This window comes from Falsihalocynthiibacter arcticus, assembly GCF_000812665.2.
Lineage (GTDB): Bacteria > Pseudomonadota > Alphaproteobacteria > Rhodobacterales > Rhodobacteraceae > Falsihalocynthiibacter > Falsihalocynthiibacter arcticus.
In genome coordinates, this window is record NZ_CP014327.1 from 58,801 (window position 1) to 74,296 (window position 15,496).

General features: G+C 54.3%; 15 protein-coding genes and 1 pseudogene. 6 read left to right on the forward strand and 10 right to left on the reverse strand.

The window, feature by feature from the left end; translation table 11 throughout:
- Positions 1–3: 3 nt before the first annotated feature.
- Positions 4–1,580: pseudogene (xseA, locus tag RC74_RS00295) on the reverse strand (exodeoxyribonuclease VII large subunit).
- Positions 1,581–1,650: 70 nt separating this feature from the next.
- Here xseA and purD point away from each other — a divergent pair.
- Positions 1,651–2,913, forward strand: a complete 1,263-nt coding sequence (gene purD / locus RC74_RS00300) for a phosphoribosylamine--glycine ligase (RefSeq protein ID WP_039002620.1) — start codon at positions 1,651–1,653, stop codon at positions 2,911–2,913.
- Here the strand turns inward: purD and RC74_RS00305 are convergent, their stop codons facing one another.
- Together RC74_RS00305 and RC74_RS00310 are read right to left on the reverse strand one after the other, a co-directional pair.
- Positions 2,914–3,612 carry an FG-GAP repeat domain-containing protein gene (locus RC74_RS00305; RefSeq protein ID WP_039002590.1) on the reverse strand — a complete coding sequence of 233 codons (699 nt, stop codon included), beginning with the start codon at positions 3,610–3,612 and terminating at the stop codon, positions 2,914–2,916.
- Positions 3,612–3,935, reverse strand: a complete 324-nt coding sequence (locus tag RC74_RS00310; protein WP_039002592.1) for a 2Fe-2S iron-sulfur cluster-binding protein — start codon at positions 3,933–3,935, stop codon at positions 3,612–3,614. The genes RC74_RS00305 and RC74_RS00310 overlap by 1 nt, the downstream gene beginning before the upstream one ends.
- Before the next feature lie 120 nt (positions 3,936–4,055).
- Between RC74_RS00310 and RC74_RS00315 the strand changes: the two genes are divergently transcribed.
- The gene (locus RC74_RS00315) at positions 4,056–4,487 is read left to right on the forward strand and encodes an OB-fold nucleic acid binding domain-containing protein (protein ID WP_052274868.1); all 432 of its coding nucleotides are present in this window, start codon (positions 4,056–4,058) and stop codon (positions 4,485–4,487) included.
- A 47-nt stretch (positions 4,488–4,534) separates the two neighbouring features.
- Entirely contained in the window at positions 4,535–5,095 is a 561-nt protein-coding gene (locus RC74_RS00320) for a peptidoglycan-binding domain-containing protein (protein WP_082802145.1), read from the forward strand.
- Between the two features lie 56 nt (positions 5,096–5,151).
- On the opposite strand, the gene RC74_RS00325 is transcribed toward RC74_RS00320, so the two are convergent.
- The 5 genes from RC74_RS00325 to rpiA form a co-directional block, all read right to left on the reverse strand.
- Positions 5,152–6,579: a DegQ family serine endoprotease gene (locus RC74_RS00325; protein ID WP_039002623.1), complete on the reverse strand. Its 1,428-nt coding sequence runs from the start codon at positions 6,577–6,579 to the stop codon at positions 5,152–5,154.
- Positions 6,580–6,921: 342 nt separating this feature from the next.
- Positions 6,922–7,803 (reverse strand): protease modulator HflC, encoded by an 882-nt coding sequence (hflC, locus tag RC74_RS00335; RefSeq protein ID WP_039002594.1) that lies wholly within the window; start codon positions 7,801–7,803, stop codon positions 6,922–6,924.
- A complete protein-coding gene (hflK, locus tag RC74_RS00340; protein WP_039002595.1) occupies positions 7,803–8,936 on the reverse strand; it encodes an FtsH protease activity modulator HflK in 1,134 nt (377 codons plus the stop codon). Before hflK ends, hflC begins: the two co-directional genes overlap by 1 nt.
- Before the next feature lie 62 nt (positions 8,937–8,998).
- Positions 8,999–10,384 (reverse strand): glutathione-disulfide reductase, encoded by a 1,386-nt coding sequence (gor, locus tag RC74_RS00345; protein WP_039002596.1) that lies wholly within the window; start codon positions 10,382–10,384, stop codon positions 8,999–9,001.
- A 3-nt stretch (positions 10,385–10,387) separates the two neighbouring features.
- Entirely contained in the window at positions 10,388–11,176 is a 789-nt protein-coding gene (gene rpiA, locus RC74_RS00350) for a ribose-5-phosphate isomerase RpiA (RefSeq protein WP_039002597.1), read from the reverse strand.
- A gap of 174 nt (positions 11,177–11,350) precedes the next feature.
- Here rpiA and RC74_RS00355 point away from each other — a divergent pair, with 174 nt between their 5' ends.
- The gene (locus tag RC74_RS00355) at positions 11,351–12,724 is read left to right on the forward strand and encodes an L-serine ammonia-lyase (protein WP_039002624.1); all 1,374 of its coding nucleotides are present in this window, start codon (positions 11,351–11,353) and stop codon (positions 12,722–12,724) included.
- Position 12,725: 1 nt separating this feature from the next.
- Here the strand turns inward: RC74_RS00355 and RC74_RS00360 are convergent, their stop codons facing one another.
- On the reverse strand, positions 12,726–13,355 hold the full coding sequence (locus RC74_RS00360) for a LysE family translocator (RefSeq protein ID WP_236940001.1): 630 nt from the start codon (positions 13,353–13,355) through the stop codon (positions 12,726–12,728).
- 42 nt (positions 13,356–13,397) lie between these two features.
- Between RC74_RS00360 and RC74_RS00365 the strand changes: the two genes are divergently transcribed.
- Positions 13,398–13,850, forward strand: a complete 453-nt coding sequence (locus RC74_RS00365; RefSeq protein WP_039002598.1) for an Lrp/AsnC family transcriptional regulator — start codon at positions 13,398–13,400, stop codon at positions 13,848–13,850.
- A 49-nt stretch (positions 13,851–13,899) separates the two neighbouring features.
- The gene (locus RC74_RS00370) at positions 13,900–14,808 is read left to right on the forward strand and encodes a DMT family transporter (protein ID WP_039002599.1); all 909 of its coding nucleotides are present in this window, start codon (positions 13,900–13,902) and stop codon (positions 14,806–14,808) included.
- On the opposite strand, the gene RC74_RS00375 is transcribed toward RC74_RS00370, so the two are convergent.
- Complete coding sequence (locus tag RC74_RS00375) at positions 14,793–15,458, reverse strand: thiamine diphosphokinase (RefSeq protein ID WP_039002601.1); 666 nt, start codon at positions 15,456–15,458, stop codon at positions 14,793–14,795. The two genes, RC74_RS00370 and RC74_RS00375, sit on opposite strands and share 16 nt — an antisense overlap.
- Between the last annotated feature and the right edge of the window lie 38 nt (positions 15,459–15,496).

Below are 15,496 nucleotides of genomic sequence, written 5' to 3' on the forward strand. Positions count from 1 at the left end.
GTGCTAAAATAAAGTCCCTTGCCCGCCCGGCGGATTGGTTTTCTTTTTGGCTTTTTGGAGAGTCGATTCAGACTTCGGCGTGGAAGAAACAGCCCCCGTAGACATGCGCCCGTCTTGGAATTGAACCTCCAAAACCCCTGCGGATTTTGCCGCAGTCACAGTGGTCACAAGAGTTCCATCCTCGCCCCTCACGACGGCATAGCCCCGCTTAAGCGTCTCGGTATATCCTAGGCTTTGCCGCATCCGCTCATATCCGTCGAGACGCTCACGCCGCGCATCGGTTTGCGTACGAGCAAGCGCGACAAATCGTTTGGAAACGCCCTCTAATCGATCTTTCTTGCGCAGGATCTCGCGCTCAATATTTTCCGACCGCAAGCGCACGGCCACTTTATCAAACCCCTGCCGCTTATACGATGTTCCACGCGCAAGGCTAGGGGCAAGCCCAAGGCTCCAGCGCGCCAGTCGATCTTGTGCGCTTTTGATCTGGCTGCGCAGAACAGCAGGTTGAAGTGGAGCGGATACCTGCTGCAATTTCAAACGTTTAGATTGAACAGCTTTGGTTAGATTGGGCCCCAATTGTAAACTCGCACGATCCAATCTCTGGCTTGCGTTTTCGAGCAAACTTTCTGGCCGTGGGAGCGCGCGGGATACATCGGACAAACGTTGTCTCCGCTGGGAAACCCCTTGGCTGATTGCCCGCAAAAGCCGCCCGCCTTGAGCATCGATATGCGCCAAAAGCTCCATGCGCACTGGCACCGCAAGTTCCGCCGCCGCCGTTGGTGTCGGCGCGCGTTTATCGGAGGCAAAATCGATCAATGTTGTGTCGGTTTCATGCCCTACGGCCGAAATCAACGGTATTTCACTGGCGGCGGCGGCCCGTGCGACGGCCTCCTCATTGAAGCCCCAGAGGTCCTCAATCGAGCCCCCGCCCCGTGCGACAATTATGAGGTCAGGACGGGGAATTGCCCCGCCCCGTGTCATAGCGTTAAAACCTTCGATCGCGGCCACAACTTCCGGTGCACATTTCGCGCCCTGAACCGCGACCGGCCAAATCAGAACTTTGCGCGGGAAACGGTCGCGCAGGCGATGCAAGATATCACGAATTACCGCCCCCGAGGGAGAGGTGATAACGCCAATCACCTCTGGCAAATAGGGCAACTCGCGCTTGCGCTCCTGATCAAAAAGCCCCTCTGCTGCGAGCAGCGCTTTGCGCTTTTCTAACATCGCCATCAACGCGCCCATACCGGCGGGGGCGATGTCTTCGATCACCATTTGATACTTGGATTGCCCGCCAAATGTGGTGAGTTTGCCCGTCGCAACAACCTCCATGCCTTCCTCAGGCTGGGTTGCAAGCTTGGCGGAAACGCCCTTCCAGATAATTCCAGACAAAACAGAACGATCGTCTTTTAGGTCGAGATAAATATGCCCGACCGAGGTCGACTCACCCGCCCCACTTCGCCCCGCACACGTACACGGGAAAATTCGCCCTCTATCGTGCGTTTTATGGCGCCCGAAATCTCGGTTACGCTGAATTCTGGGGCGTTTTGACCGGGTTCGGGGTCATCGATGAGGTCGGACATGTCTGCTCGCTTGTTTCTTGGTGTGAGGCACCTTAGAACGCCCCGTAACAAAGGCCAAGCGGGGGACGCAATGAACATTTTGATTTTAGGCAGCGGTGGGCGCGAGCATGCACTGGCATGGGCGATAAAACAAAACCCCAAGTGTGATCGGTTGATCGTTGCGCCCGGAAATGCAGGCATTGCACAAATGGCCGAATGCGCCGCGATTGATCCCTGTGACGGCGCCGAAGTTGTGACATTTGCTGAGCAAAACGCCATTGATTTCGTGGTAATCGGCCCCGAAGCACCGCTTGCCCTTGGCGTTGCCGACGATCTGCGCAATGCGGGAATTTTGTGTTTTGGCCCCTCGGCAAAAGCGGCGCAACTTGAAGCGTCAAAAAACTTCACCAAGGAAATCTGCGCGGCCTCCGGCGCTCCTACTGCGTCCTATGCGCATTTCACCGAAGCCGAGGCCGCGAAAGCATATATCCGGGAACAAGGCGCACCAATCGTGGTCAAAGCCGACGGTTTAGCCGCAGGAAAAGGCGTCATCGTTGCCATGACCGAAGCTGAGGCCCTTGCCGCCATTGACGACATGTTCGGAGGCGAGTTTGGCGCGGCAGGTGCGGAAGTTGTGATTGAGGAATTTATGACGGGCGAGGAAGCCAGCTGGTTTATCCTTTGCGATGGCGAAAATGTTTTGCCCATAGGCACGGCCCAAGACCACAAGCGCGTGGGCGAAGGCGACACAGGCCCCAACACCGGTGGCATGGGCGCTTATTCTCCTGCTCCTGTGATGACCGACGCCGTAACGCAAAAAGCCATGGACGAGATCATCAAGCCCACAGTCGCCGAAATGGCGAAGCGCGGCATGCCCTATCAAGGTGTGCTTTACGCGGGCTTCATGATTGAAGATGGCCAGCCGCGTCTCGTGGAATACAATGCCCGCTTTGGCGATCCTGAATGTCAGGTTTTAATGATGCGCTTGGGGGCTCAAGCTCTCGATTTATTGCTCGCCTGTGCGCGCGGTGAACTCGACAAAGCACAGGTCAACTGGGCCGACGATCACGCTTTGACGGTGGTTTTGGCTGCCAATGGCTATCCGAATGCCTATGCAAAAGGGTCCGAAATTCGCGACCTCAAATCCCTGAACGAAGACAGCATGAACATGACCTTCCATGCGGGAACCAAAGAGATTGACGGCAAAATTACGGCCAATGGCGGACGTGTGTTGAACGTCACCGCTCGCGGGGCCAGCCTCAAAGAAGCACAGGAACGGGCCTACAAAATGGTGGATCAGATTGATTGGCCAGAAGGGTTCTGCCGCCGCGATATTGGGTATCGCGCGCTTTAGTTAATCGCGGCAGTTCATTGTATTTGAAAAAGAATTGGCGCCCGAATTCGGGCCCAATACATGGCTTTCGATGCGGCCCCCCACCAAAGTCGAAGCTGCAATTTGCGACCAGTCGCTCGTGGCCGTGATCATCTCGGGACCATCGCCACAGTCGCGAATGCCACCTGAAATATAGTCTTGGCCGATGCTGTGGTTGGTAAGACCTTCGCGCGTCGCAACGGGATGCAATGCGCCATCTTGGAAGCGCCAGATCGTAAGCACTCGCGCCAAATGGGGGCGGTCGATATAGGCCAGTTCAACGAGGCCATCCCCATCTAAATCAGCACCGCCAATGGGGGCAAGCCAACGGTGCGTGCGACCGATATGCGGCGTTTCGGCCACTTTGCCCGACGCGTCATAAATGGCCAAAGCAGCCCCCTTATGCATATCGGTTTCAATAACCACAACTTCGGGCGCACCGTCGTTATCGACATCCACGAGTCGGGGCGCGATATCTTCGAACACGTGGTCCTCGGGCAAAGTGAGGCGCATTTTTTTGCCCGAAAACATCGTTAGAACAAGCGCGCCGTATTCCGTGGAATCCCCAAGAATACCGTGATCATAGCGCTGTGTTGGGGCGCTATATTCGGCTTTGGTGATTACATCCGCCGAAGCAGGTGTCACCACAAAAGCCAGTGCAAAGAGCGCGCCCCTGACCATTAGATTTGTTTTTCTGGCATTTGCACCACAAGCCCGTCCAAAGCGTCCGTCACTTTGATCTGACAGGTCAGGCGGGAGGTCGTGGGGTTTGGCTGAAAGGCGAAATCCAACATGTCTTCTTCCATCGCGTCTTTGCCTGGGATTTTTTCTAACCATGCTTCGTCCACGTAAACGTGGCATGTGGAACAGGCACAAGCGCCGCCGCAATCGGCTTCGATTCCGGGAATGTTATTGTCGCGCGCACCTTCCATGACAGATAGCCCATTGGCCACCTCCACTTCGTGTTTTTTGCCGTTGTGCTCGATGTATGTTATTTTGGCCATGTACCTTTTCCTTTAACAGTTGGGGACGTGAATATCTAAGGTGCCTGCTCTGCGCCACCCTCTTTTGCCGCTGGCTCACGAACACTTGTTAAATTTCGCGAATGTTCTATATTTGTTCTCATGCAGATATTTAGCCCCGCCCCCCATTTTCAACCCAGTACATGGCCGCGCCCTCCGGCCTGCTTGCCGCACGCGCGTCTAGAGGAGCCGCCTGCGGGGGCGCGGGTGGCTGTTGCGGGGCTTGTTTTGGTGCGCCAACGGCCCGGAACCGCCAAAGGCGTGATCTTTTTAACGCTGGAGGACGAGACGGGCGTTTCCAATATCGTGGTCTGGCAGAATATCTACGAACGCTATCGTCGCGCGGTGGTGGCGGGGCGTTTGTTGCGCGTCACGGGGCGCATTCAGCGGGAAAATACCGTCATTCATGTGGTCGCCGAAGTGGTGGAGGACATCTCTTATATGCTCGACGATCTGCTGCGCGCTGATGCAACGGTGCAACCTGCGCCACAAACCACGTCGACACGGGTTCTCGCGTCGCTCAAACCGCGCTAAGATTGCGCCTGCAGGTGGGCAAAAGATCCGCCGCAGAGAAGAGCAGAATGAGCAAAATCAATATGACCAACCCGAAACCCGGGTATTTTCGTGCGACCGCCGTGCTATTGAGTGCGGCGTTTGGCCTGTCCGCTTGCGTTGACAAGGGCGTCCACGTGGCGAGTCTGAGTGAGCCCGAGCTCGCTGTCAGCCAAGCCAGCGCTCCGCCAAATGCCCGCGAGGGAAGCTGTTGGGCGCGCGACGAAACGCCTGCAACCATCCAAACAACCACCGAGAAATTTCTCGTTGAACCCGAAGAGGTCGATGCGAGTGGAACGATTGCGAAACCTGCGATCTATCGCGTCGAAACCCGCCAAGAGATCACCCGCCAGCGGGATGAAATCTGGTTTGAGACACCCTGCTCGGAGACTATCGGTGAGGATTTCATCCTCAACCTTCAACGCGCCTTAAGCGTGCGCGGGTATTACGCGGGACCAATCAACGGTGAAATGGATTCGCCGACCCGCCAATCCGTTCGAAAATACCAAAAAATTCAGGGGCTCAACAGCTCTATCGTCTCACTCGAAGCGGCCCAGCAACTTGGCTTGTCAAACTACATCCTAGACTGAAAAAGGCGCCGCATTTTCATGCGACGCCCCGAGATCAGACCCTTGTGATCCGAAAATTATGACAAGTTCACCGCCATATAGCGCGGCTCACCGTCACGACGCACAAGAAGAAGCAAGGATTTGCGCCCTGCATCTTTGGCATCTTCAATTTGGTCTTCAAGGTCTTGAAGCGAATTCACGGCTTGCTGGCCTGCCTCCGAGATCACATCCCCCGCCCGCAAACCTTTTTCAAAGGCTTCACTGGTTTCGTCGATGCCTTTCACGAGCAAACCATTGACGCTGTTTGGCAATTCAAGTGCCTCGCGCACCTCATCCGTAAGCTCAGTCAAAGTAACGCCAAGAATTTCCATCTCAACGGGATCTTGAGCCTCAGGGGACGGCACGACAGTATCGCCATTTCCTTCTGCAGTTTCGCGACGTCCCAAAGTGATCGTGAGCGTCTTTGCTTCACCCTCACGGAACACTTCCATATCAACCGCTTTACCAACTTCCGTTTCTCCAACGCGGCGCACCAATGCACGGGTATCCTCAACCTCGACTCCATCGAAAGATGTAATCACGTCTCCAGCTTTGACACCTGCATCAGCCGAAGGACCCTCAGGAACATCCGTCACCAAAGCACCCGTCGCGTCAGGAAGTCCAAGCGCCTCGGCCACATCCGAATCGATATCCTGAATGCGCACACCCAGCCATCCACGACGGGTTTCACCGAACTCTTGCAACTGATTTACAACTTTGCTGACAACCGCCGATGACATCGAAAAACCAATCCCGATGGAGCCGCCATTGGGCGACAGAATGGCCGTATTCACGCCCACAACATCGCCGTCCATATTGAACAAGGGACCACCAGAGTTGCCACGGTTAATCGCCGCGTCGGTCTGGATATAATCGTCATAGCTACCAGAAAGCGCCCGGTTGCGCGCTGAAATAATCCCTGCGGAAACCGAAAAACCCTGTCCCAACGGATTGCCAACGGCCATGACCCAGTCGCCGACACGTGCATTGTCACTGTCACCAAAAACCACAAATGGTAATGGTGTGTCACTCTCAACTTTCAGAAGCGCAATGTCCGTATTGGGATCACGGCCAATCAAACGGGCGGGATATTCCTCACCCGTGAAAAATTCGATCATGATTTCGTCCGCCCCGTCAATCACGTGATTGTTCGTGACGATAAAACCATCCTCGGAAATCACAAAACCCGATCCCAAAGCTTGGCTGCGCTGAGGTTGATCCCCGCCCCCTTCACGACGATCCAAAAAGTCGCGAAAGTAGTCCTCAAACGGGGAGCCTTCCGGCACGACAGGACCCGGTTGAGTGGCGCGTGCAATGGTCGTTGAGGTTGTTATGTTCACCACGGACGGGCTAATGGATTCTGCGAGATCCGCAAAACTTTCGGGCGCACCGCGTGCGAACGCGACCATGCTCTGTGCGAGAAACAGAACCAATGCCAATGTTGCGAACAAGGCCGCCCTCACCATGTTTGATTTCTGTTCTACGTCTCGATCAATTGAAACTGCCAAAGATTTCACTTTAAGCTCCTATTTTACATATCATCCTGCGGCGACACTGTATCCAGCACTTTGTTGCCGTATTCCTTGCAATTACTTTAACTCTACACGCGGACTTGTAACCAAGATTCAAATCGCGAACGCACAAATGAATGTGATTGCGATGTTAGCATTGATTTGAAGGTGTGGCTGATTCCTTTTTTTTCAAGGGATGGTTTCGAGATACCTCGCCACGCGAAAGCCTCGCCTCCACCAACAAAAAAAGGGCCCATGTCGCGAAACATGGGCCCAGAATGCAGTGCGATAGCGCCCCTATTTCGCGGGGACTTCACCGGTAGACGACCGCATGAATTTGAAAAACTCACTGTCAGGTGACAACACCATCGAAGAATTTCCCGCCTGGAACGCACGTTCATACGCCGTTAGCGAGCGATAGAATTCAAAGAAATCTTGATCCGACCCATAGGCCGTCGCAAAAATTCCGTTGCGTTTGGCATCGGCTTCACCGCGAATAATCTCGGACTGGCGTTTCGCATCCGAAACCAATTCAACCACGGTACGATCTGCGAGAGCCCGCACACGTTGTGCCGCCTCATTCCCGCGCGCACGCTCGTCGGTGGCTTCCCGCTCGCGTTCTGCGCGCATCCGATCAAAAGTTGCCCCTTGGTTTGCTTGCGGTAAATCTGTGCGTTTCAAACGTACATCAACCACTTCAAGACCCAAGGTTTGAGCTTCGAAAACGGCGCCAGCACGAATTTCCGACATTAACGCAATCCGATCCGCAGAGAGAATATCGTTAGACGTTACGCCCCCCAAGACTTCGCGAATTATTGAAACGAGGATTGAATCCAAACGCGCTTCACCAGCCCGTTCACCACCCGCACCGACGGCCCGACGGAACCGTTCCACGTCTGTGATCCGATACCGCGCAAAGGCGTCAACGATCAACCGGCGATCATCTAGCGGCGTGACTTCCAAGGCTTCAACATCCCGGCTCAAGATACGGTCATCATAGTAGACAACCTCTTGAATAAACGGAATTTTAAACGCGAGACCCGGCTCTTCCTTGATGGCTTTCACCTGACCAAACTGAAGGACCAAGGCCTTTTCTTTTTCGTCCACGATGAAAATCGAAAGATAGGCAAGAGCGAGCGCCGCCACGGCAACGGGCAGAATATATGCTGTCTTTTTCATTATTCTGTCCCTCCGGATTTACGCAACTCGTTGAGCGGAAGATAAGGCACAACACCCTGCCCCCCTGAGTCGCCGTCGATAATCACTTTGTCTACACGGCCCAAAACACGCTCCATTGTCTCAAGATAAAGACGTTTGCGCGTCACTTCTGGGGCTTTGCGGAATTCAGCCAAAATCGATAGGAACCGGCTAGCTTCACCCTCGGCTTGGTTGACAACTTGAGCACGGTAAGCCTCGGATTCTTCAAGAACCTGTGCCGCTTCCCCGCGTGCGCCCGCCAAAGCTTTATTGGCATAAGCATCCGCTTGTTTCTCAAGCTTATCACGCTCTTGCGAGGCTGCCTGCACATCGCGGAAAGCTTCGATAACCTCTTGGGGAGGATCGGCTTTTTTGAAGTTCACCCGCACGACATTGATGCCCGCATCGTATGAATTCAAAGTGTCTTGAACCAATGCTTTCACAGTATCGGCAATCAACCCGCGATCCCGATTCAGAATCGGTGACAAGTTGGATTGGGCAATAACTTCGCGCATCGCCGATTCAGATACCGCAAGAATGGTCGCTTCGGGGTCGCGCAAGTTGAACAGATATTTTGCCGGATCATTGATATTCCAAACCACTTGGAAGTCGATATCGACGATATTTTCGTCGCCCGTGAGCATCAACCCGTCGCGCGCTCCGCTCCCGATTTCCACGATTTGCTCGCGCGAAACGGTTAGAATTTCTTTGGTCACAAAAGGCCATGGCGCAAAATTCAGGCCTGGCTCGCCGGTTGAATAATACTTCCCAAGGAACAATTCTACAGACTGCTCTTCTGGTTTGACGGTGTAAAACGAAGCAAAAGCCCAAAGGCCCAGCGCCACAAGGCCACCAATTGCAATCGTTGTGCCGTTGAGGGCAGGTCCCTGACCTTCGCCGCCACCAGAACCGCCATTGCTGCGACCACCGCCGCCGCGACCGCCCATCAAAACGCGAAGCTGTTCTTGCCCCTTTTTTACCAATTCCTCAAGTTCGGGGAGTTGGGGTCCGTCTTGTCCGGGTTTACGTCCACCGCCGTTATTGGGACGATTATCTTTATCGCCACCATCGTCGCCGCCTCCGCCACCCCAAGGGCCGCCATTATTTCCCGCCATAAAGCTTCCTAACGTCTGAATTAACTATGCTACTTACTTAGATGCGGCTTCTAACCGAAATTTCAAGGCATTGCCACCTTAGAGGCGGCAGGAACAACGCGTGTTGGCGTTTTCATTGTCACCAATTCTTCGGCCATGACAGGATGCACCGCACATGTGCGATCAAAATCTTCCTTCGTCGCACCCATTTTTACTGCAATTCCGACCATTTGGATCATTTCGCCCGCGCTCGGGCCCACAATGTGACAGCCCAAAACAACGCGGGTCTCAACGGAAACTATTAATTTCATAAAGGCTTTGTTCTGACGCCCCGCAAAAAGCGTCTGCATGGGGCGGAAACTCGTGGTGTAGACTTCAACCGCGCCGGTTTTCGCGGCCTCATCTTCGGTCATGCCAACGGTACCAAACTCCGGCTGGGTAAAGACGGCCGAAGCCACCAAATCGTGGTCAGGCTTGGTTGGATTGCCATGGAAAACCGTATCCACAAACGCCGCGCCTTCGCGGATGGCGACGGGGGTAAGATTGATGCGGTCGGTCACATCGCCCACGGCAAAGATCGATGGAATGTTGGATTGCGAATAGTCATCAACAAGGATTTCCCCCTTGCCGCCGAGCGTAACGCCTGCCGCCTCAAGGCCCATACCCGTTGTATTGGGCACCCGCCCTGTAGCGTAGATAACTTGATCAAATTCAACCACTTGACCACAAGTAGACGTCACCTGAAGCCCCGTATCTGTTTTAAGAATACTTTCCACATTCTCGCCCAGTTGTAGGTCGATCCCCTTGGTGATCATCTCGCTGGCGATCACATCAGTCGCCTCACGATCAAAGCCGCGCAGGATTTGCTCACCACGATAATATTGTGTGACTTCGACGCCCATCCCCTTAAGGATGCAGGCAAACTCGCAGGCAATAAACCCACCGCCAACAATCAAAACCGACTTCGGTAAATCGTCCCACAGGAAGATTTCATTCGAAGTGATCGTGTGCTCGGACCCAGAGAATTTGGGCGTAAAGGGACGGCCCCCAACAGCCACCAGAATATGCTTGGCGGTAAATTGTTCGCCCGTCGATAATTTCACCGTATGCGCATCCACAAGTTCGGCGCGGGCATTGAAACGCTGAACGTTATTGTTGTCCAAAATCGAGCCGTAAATGCCTTCAAGGCGATTCAACTCGCGTGTCAAATGGGGATGAAACGTGTGCCAATCGAAATCGCCAACCGAAACGTCCCAACCATAGTGGGCGGCGTCGACCATAAGATCTTTGTATTCACTCGCGTAAACCATCAGTTTTTTCGGCACGCATCCGCGGATCACACAGGTGCCCCCCAGACGGTATTCTTCGGCCAAACCAACGCGGGCGCCACCCTCGGTCGATGCAAGTCTCGCGGCGCGCACGCCTCCGCTTCCGCCACCGATGACGAATAGATCAAAGTCGAATTTCATAATTTAGTCCTCTAGATCCGCAAAAAGGTTGTCACTCTCGACGAAATCAAGACGGGACTCCTCAACTGTTCCATTATTTATATCGCGCACTTCGACTTTTCCATCCCCATAGCCGATCACAACTACGTCACAAATATCAACAAACAGCCCGTTTTCCACAACACCTGGGATCTGATTGAGCACCAGGCTCATCTGGCGTGCATTGCCGATCCGGTGCAAATGGAGGTCCAGAATATAGTTCCCCTCATCGGTCAAAAAGGCCGCATCGCCATTCATCCGAAGGCTGGTCGTGCGCCCCAAAACATCAAGGCCAATAAGGGTCTCTTCGATCAACGCCTTGCTGGTTTGCCAGCCAAAGGGGATCACTTCAACGGGCAAAGGAAACGCGCCAAGGGTCTCAACTTGCTTGGAAATATCCGCAATAACGACCATCTGATCGCTCGCGGTGGCCACAATCTTTTCTTGCAACAAAGCGCCACCGCCGCCTTTGATCAAATTGAGGTTACCGTCATATTCATCCGCGCCGTCGATCGTAACGTCCAGCCATTTGGCCTCGTCCAAGGACACAACTTTGATGCCCACGCTGCGGGCCAATTCAGCGGTGCGAGTCGATGTGGGAACGGCCGTAATATTCAGCCCCTCCTCACGCACCATCTCGCCCAAACACCGCACCATCCACGCCGCAGTTGAGCCCGTGCCCATGCCAACGCGCATCCCGTCCTCGACATATTCGACGGCCCGTTTGGCGGCGACGAATTTGGCCTTATCGATGGGGGAAAGTTCTCCAGACATAATGCGACTCCTTATAAGTTGGGGTGTTTATACAAAACCTCACGCGGCACGGCGAGAGGCAATTGCCGAAAATATGCACGGGTTTCGCCGCCTTTAGCGCAAACAGTGTCGCATGCGCCCTTGCACCCGTCCCCGCGCGTGTTTCCTATAGGAAACTTTTCACGCGAGGCCATGATGTTTCTCTCCGTTTTCGACATGTTTAAAATCGGTATCGGCCCTAGCTCAAGCCATACAATGGGGCCCATGGTCGCCGCCGCGCATTTCCTTGAGCGTCTCAAAGGGTCGCCCTTCAAGGCTCATGGTTTACGCGCCTCCCTGCACGGTTCGCTCGCCTTCACCGGAGTAGGCCACGCCACTGATCGCGCCACCATTCTCGGCCTCGCGGGTTTCACACCTGAGGCCTATGACGCGGTAAAAGCCGAGGAAATCTTGGCGCAAATTCACGCGACTAAAACGATTACAAACGAGGGTCTCCTGCCGCTTGCTTTTGATCCAACAACTGACCTCAAATTCGACTACGACACTGTGCTTTCGGGCCATGCGAACGGCATGATCCTGATGGCCACTGACGCCCAAGGCGACGTCATTCTGCGCGATGTTTACTACTCCGTCGGCGGCGGCTTTGTGATGACCGAGGCCGAACTTGCAGCGGGCAAAAACACCGATCCGGGCGAACCGATCCCCTTCCCGTTCCAAACGGCCGTCGAGATGCTTGATATGTGCCGCGCTTCGGGTAAATCCATTGCCGACCTAAAACGCGCCAATGAACACGCGCGCAAAACCTCGGCGGATTTGGACAAAGACATCCTGCGCCTTTGGGACGTCATGAACGATTGCATCACCCGTGGCCTCGCCACCGATGGCATCCTCCCCGGTGGCTTGTCGGTACGACGACGCGCAAAAGCGATCCACGAAAGCTTGCTGGCGGAGCGCGGCCTCAACCTAAGTGCGCCGCATACCATCAACGACTGGATGAGTTGCTTTGCGATGGCAGTAAATGAGGAAAACGCCGCCGGTGGCCAAGTCGTGACCGCCCCGACCAACGGCGCGTCGGGCGTGCTTCCCGCAACATTGCGCTACTGGCTCGATTTTGTCCCCAACGCCTCGCCCTCACAGATTCCCGACTTCCTCCTGACGGCGGCGGCTATTGGCGGGCTGGTCAAACATAACGCCTCGATTTCGGGTGCGGAATGCGGATGTCAGGCCGAGGTTGGTTCGGCGGCAGCGATGGCGGCGGCGGGCCTTGCTGCAGCTATGGGGGGTACACCCGAGCAAGTCGAAAATGCCGCGGAAATTGCGCTGGAGCATCATTTGGGCATGACCTGCGATCCGATCAGGGGTCTTGTTCAAGTGCCGTGTATCGAGCGCAACGGGCTGGGCGCGATCAAAGCGGTGTCGGCGGCTTCTCTGGCCCTTCGTGGCGACGGGCACCATCTTGTTCCGCTTGATTCCGTTATCGAAACCATGCGTCAAACAGGCGAGGATATGCACGAGAAGTATAAAGAAACCTCGCTTGGTGGCCTCGCGGTGAACGTGCCCAACTGTTGAGTTATAAGTTGGCCCTCAAAACCGGAATGACCGATAACAAAAGCAAGAACGCCATGATGCCGTTGAACACGCGCATGCGGCTTGGGTTGGTTAAAACTTTTTGCATTTGCACGCCCATAATCGCCCAAAGGCTGACGGACGGCAGATTTACGCAGCCAAATATAAGGCCTACTAATAGAACAGATGCCAAAGTCTGGTCCGCCGCATAAAGCGACATCGCAGAGATCGCCATGCCGATGGCCTTCGGGTTCACCCATTGAAACAAAACCGCTTGGTAAAAACGCATCGGGTGGCCCTTTGCCGCCTGCTCCTTTGGGGGGCGGGCCGTTGCAATTTTATAAGCCAAATAGGCCATATAGACGGCTGCCAAAACTTTAAAAACTGTCAACATTTCGGGAAAAACGTCAAAGACCTGCATAAGTCCCATGCCCAGAAGAACCGCCATGAAGACAAAGCCAAACCCAACGCCAAGCATATGAGGCACCGTGCGCAAGAGGCCAAAATTCGCGCCAGACGCCATCAGCATCAGGTTATTCGGCCCCGGTGTCACCGACATAACGAAGGCAAAGACCATGAGGGGTTTGATGTTTTCTATATCCATTCGCAAGATATTGCACATCAGACGAGACATGTGATTGCTAAATTTGCAAAAATGACATAATATTCACAACATATGATAGATTCTAGCCCCATTAACCAAAAGATATTGCGCGAACTTTCTATAAATGGTCGGATCAGCAATCTTGACCTCGCACAGAAAGTCGGCCTTTCGCCCAGCGCCTGCTTGCGACGCGTCCAAGACCTTGAACGGCGGGGCGTCATTACGGGCTATCGGGCCACCATTGATCAAACGGCCATTGGCGCGGGGTTCACGGCCTATATTGGCGTCGGCCTCAATGATCATTCCAAGACCAGTCAGGAAGCCTTTGAGCGCTCGATTTCGAAGGTCGACGAAGTGCGGGAATGTCACAATGTGACCGGAACGATTGAATACCTCCTGCGGGTCGAAACCAAAGATCTGGCGAGTTATAAAGTGCTCCACACCGAGAAATTGGGCACCCTACCGCAGGTGCATTCGATCACAACTTATGTAGTGATTGGTTCGCCCAAGGATGACCGCGCCTAGACGCGCAAATCCGCTGGTCAGAGGCACGGCGAACACCTAGAGTTCGTCCATGTCTCAAGATCGTCCCCTCCTTGGAATCCTCCTCATCATCGGCTTTTGCATTCTTGCGCCGTTGGGCGACGCTATGGCAAAACTGCTGGGTGGATCGAATGGCGTCATTGAGCTTGTGGCCTATCGCTTTATTATCCAAAGCCTGATTGTTGTGCCCATTGTCCTGTTTGCGCGGACGGATATGAGGGCCTCACCCCGCGTATTGGGCTTTACGTTCCTGCGTACCTCTCTGCACATTGCGTCTACCATCATGCTCTTTATTGCCCTGCGGTATATCCCTTTGGCGGAAACACTGGCGATTGTTTTTATCATGCCGATTATCATGATGTTTCTAGGCTGGTTCTTTCTTAACGAAACCGTTGGGCCGCGGCGGATTTTGGCGGCAGGCGTTGCTTTCTTTGGCACGATGTTAGTGATCCAACCCAGCTTTGCGCTTGTGGGGATGACCGCGCTCCTGCCCATTGGGGTGGCCTTTGCCTTTGCCGTTTTCATGATTATTACCCGCGTCATTTCCCGCGAGGTCGATCCGATGGCGCTTCAGGCGTTCAATGGCATCGTGGGAGTCGCGCTTGTTGTGCCGCTTTGGTTTGTGGGCGCGCATTTCGGCTGGACGGATTTTCAAATCACCACCTATGTGAACAACCAATGGGGCATCATTATTCTAATGGGGGGCATTGGTACCGTTGCGCATCTTTTGATGACGTGGTCGTTGCGGTTTGCGCCTTCCTCAACCCTTGCTCCCATGCAATATCTCGAAATTCCAATCGCAACGGTTTACGGTTTCTTACTGTTCAACGATCTCCCGAACGGGGTCGCGGCACTGGGAATTACGATCGTCATCTCCAGCGGGCTTTACATTATCTACCGAGAGAGCCGCCTCGCGTCCGCGCTTCAAGCCGCAGAATAAAGCGCGTCCATCACGGAACGTAGGGCTTCGCGCGGCAAGATTACCAACATATGCGGGGCATCAAACGTGAGGATCACAGGGCCAGAAACCTCGTTTGATGTACCAATCCGCCCATGCGGCGCAAACTCCACCCCATCAATCGGCCACCGAAGCCCCTCGGATGTACCGCGCAGGTTCCCCATGGGAAAAAGCGAAAATCGCGTGCCAATAGAAAGGTCGAGACGCAACGTTTTGGGAGCACGAAAAACCACATCCTCGCCGCCAATCAGGATTACAACTTTCGAATCATGCTTGGCCAAAGCACTGAATGCCGCGAGCTCATGATCCAACCGCGCGCCTGTAAACCCAACCCCCAACATCAACGGGGCCTCGCATCGCAAAAGCGCTTTTTCAAAGTCCGTCGTGTCTTGTTCGGCCACTTCAAACAGCCGATCTGCCCCGATTTCAGCCCTTGAACCCGCGTCTATTGAATCCATATCTCCAATAACGGCCACGGGTTGTGTGTTGTTTTCTAACGCGAATTTCACGCCCCCGTCACATGCTACTAACGTAGGTGCAAGGGTTAGGGCTTCTGAAAGGGTATCCAGCGTAACCTCCCCTCCACCAAGAAGAGTGATGGGAGTCGATTTGGAAACAATAGGGGGAAACATGGTCATTTTGCCTTATTCTTGGAAACACGCCATATTTA

What these genes read in the sequence shown, in the direction of transcription:
- purD (WP_039002620.1), top strand. Translation starts at nt 1,651, where the DNA reads ATGAACATTTTGATTTTAGGCAGCGGTGGGCGCGAGCATGCACTGGCA.
- RC74_RS00305 (WP_039002590.1), bottom strand. Translation starts at nt 3,612, where the DNA reads ATGGTCAGGGGCGCGCTCTTTGCACTGGCTTTTGTGGTGACACCTGCT.
- RC74_RS00310 (WP_039002592.1), bottom strand. Translation starts at nt 3,935, where the DNA reads ATGGCCAAAATAACATACATCGAGCACAACGGCAAAAAACACGAAGTG.
- RC74_RS00315 (WP_052274868.1), top strand. Translation starts at nt 4,056, where the DNA reads ATGCAGATATTTAGCCCCGCCCCCCATTTTCAACCCAGTACATGGCCG.
- RC74_RS00320 (WP_082802145.1), top strand. Translation starts at nt 4,535, where the DNA reads ATGAGCAAAATCAATATGACCAACCCGAAACCCGGGTATTTTCGTGCG.
- RC74_RS00325 (WP_039002623.1), bottom strand. Translation starts at nt 6,579, where the DNA reads ATGGTGAGGGCGGCCTTGTTCGCAACATTGGCATTGGTTCTGTTTCTC.
- hflC (WP_039002594.1), bottom strand. Translation starts at nt 7,803, where the DNA reads ATGAAAAAGACAGCATATATTCTGCCCGTTGCCGTGGCGGCGCTCGCT.
- hflK (WP_039002595.1), bottom strand. Translation starts at nt 8,936, where the DNA reads ATGGCGGGAAATAATGGCGGCCCTTGGGGTGGCGGAGGCGGCGACGAT.
- gor (WP_039002596.1), bottom strand. Translation starts at nt 10,384, where the DNA reads ATGAAATTCGACTTTGATCTATTCGTCATCGGTGGCGGAAGCGGAGGC.
- rpiA (WP_039002597.1), bottom strand. Translation starts at nt 11,176, where the DNA reads ATGTCTGGAGAACTTTCCCCCATCGATAAGGCCAAATTCGTCGCCGCC.
- RC74_RS00355 (WP_039002624.1), top strand. Translation starts at nt 11,351, where the DNA reads ATGTTTCTCTCCGTTTTCGACATGTTTAAAATCGGTATCGGCCCTAGC.
- RC74_RS00360 (WP_236940001.1), bottom strand. Translation starts at nt 13,355, where the DNA reads ATGTCTCGTCTGATGTGCAATATCTTGCGAATGGATATAGAAAACATC.
- RC74_RS00365 (WP_039002598.1), top strand. Translation starts at nt 13,398, where the DNA reads ATGATAGATTCTAGCCCCATTAACCAAAAGATATTGCGCGAACTTTCT.
- RC74_RS00370 (WP_039002599.1), top strand. Translation starts at nt 13,900, where the DNA reads ATGTCTCAAGATCGTCCCCTCCTTGGAATCCTCCTCATCATCGGCTTT.
- RC74_RS00375 (WP_039002601.1), bottom strand. Translation starts at nt 15,458, where the DNA reads ATGTTTCCCCCTATTGTTTCCAAATCGACTCCCATCACTCTTCTTGGT.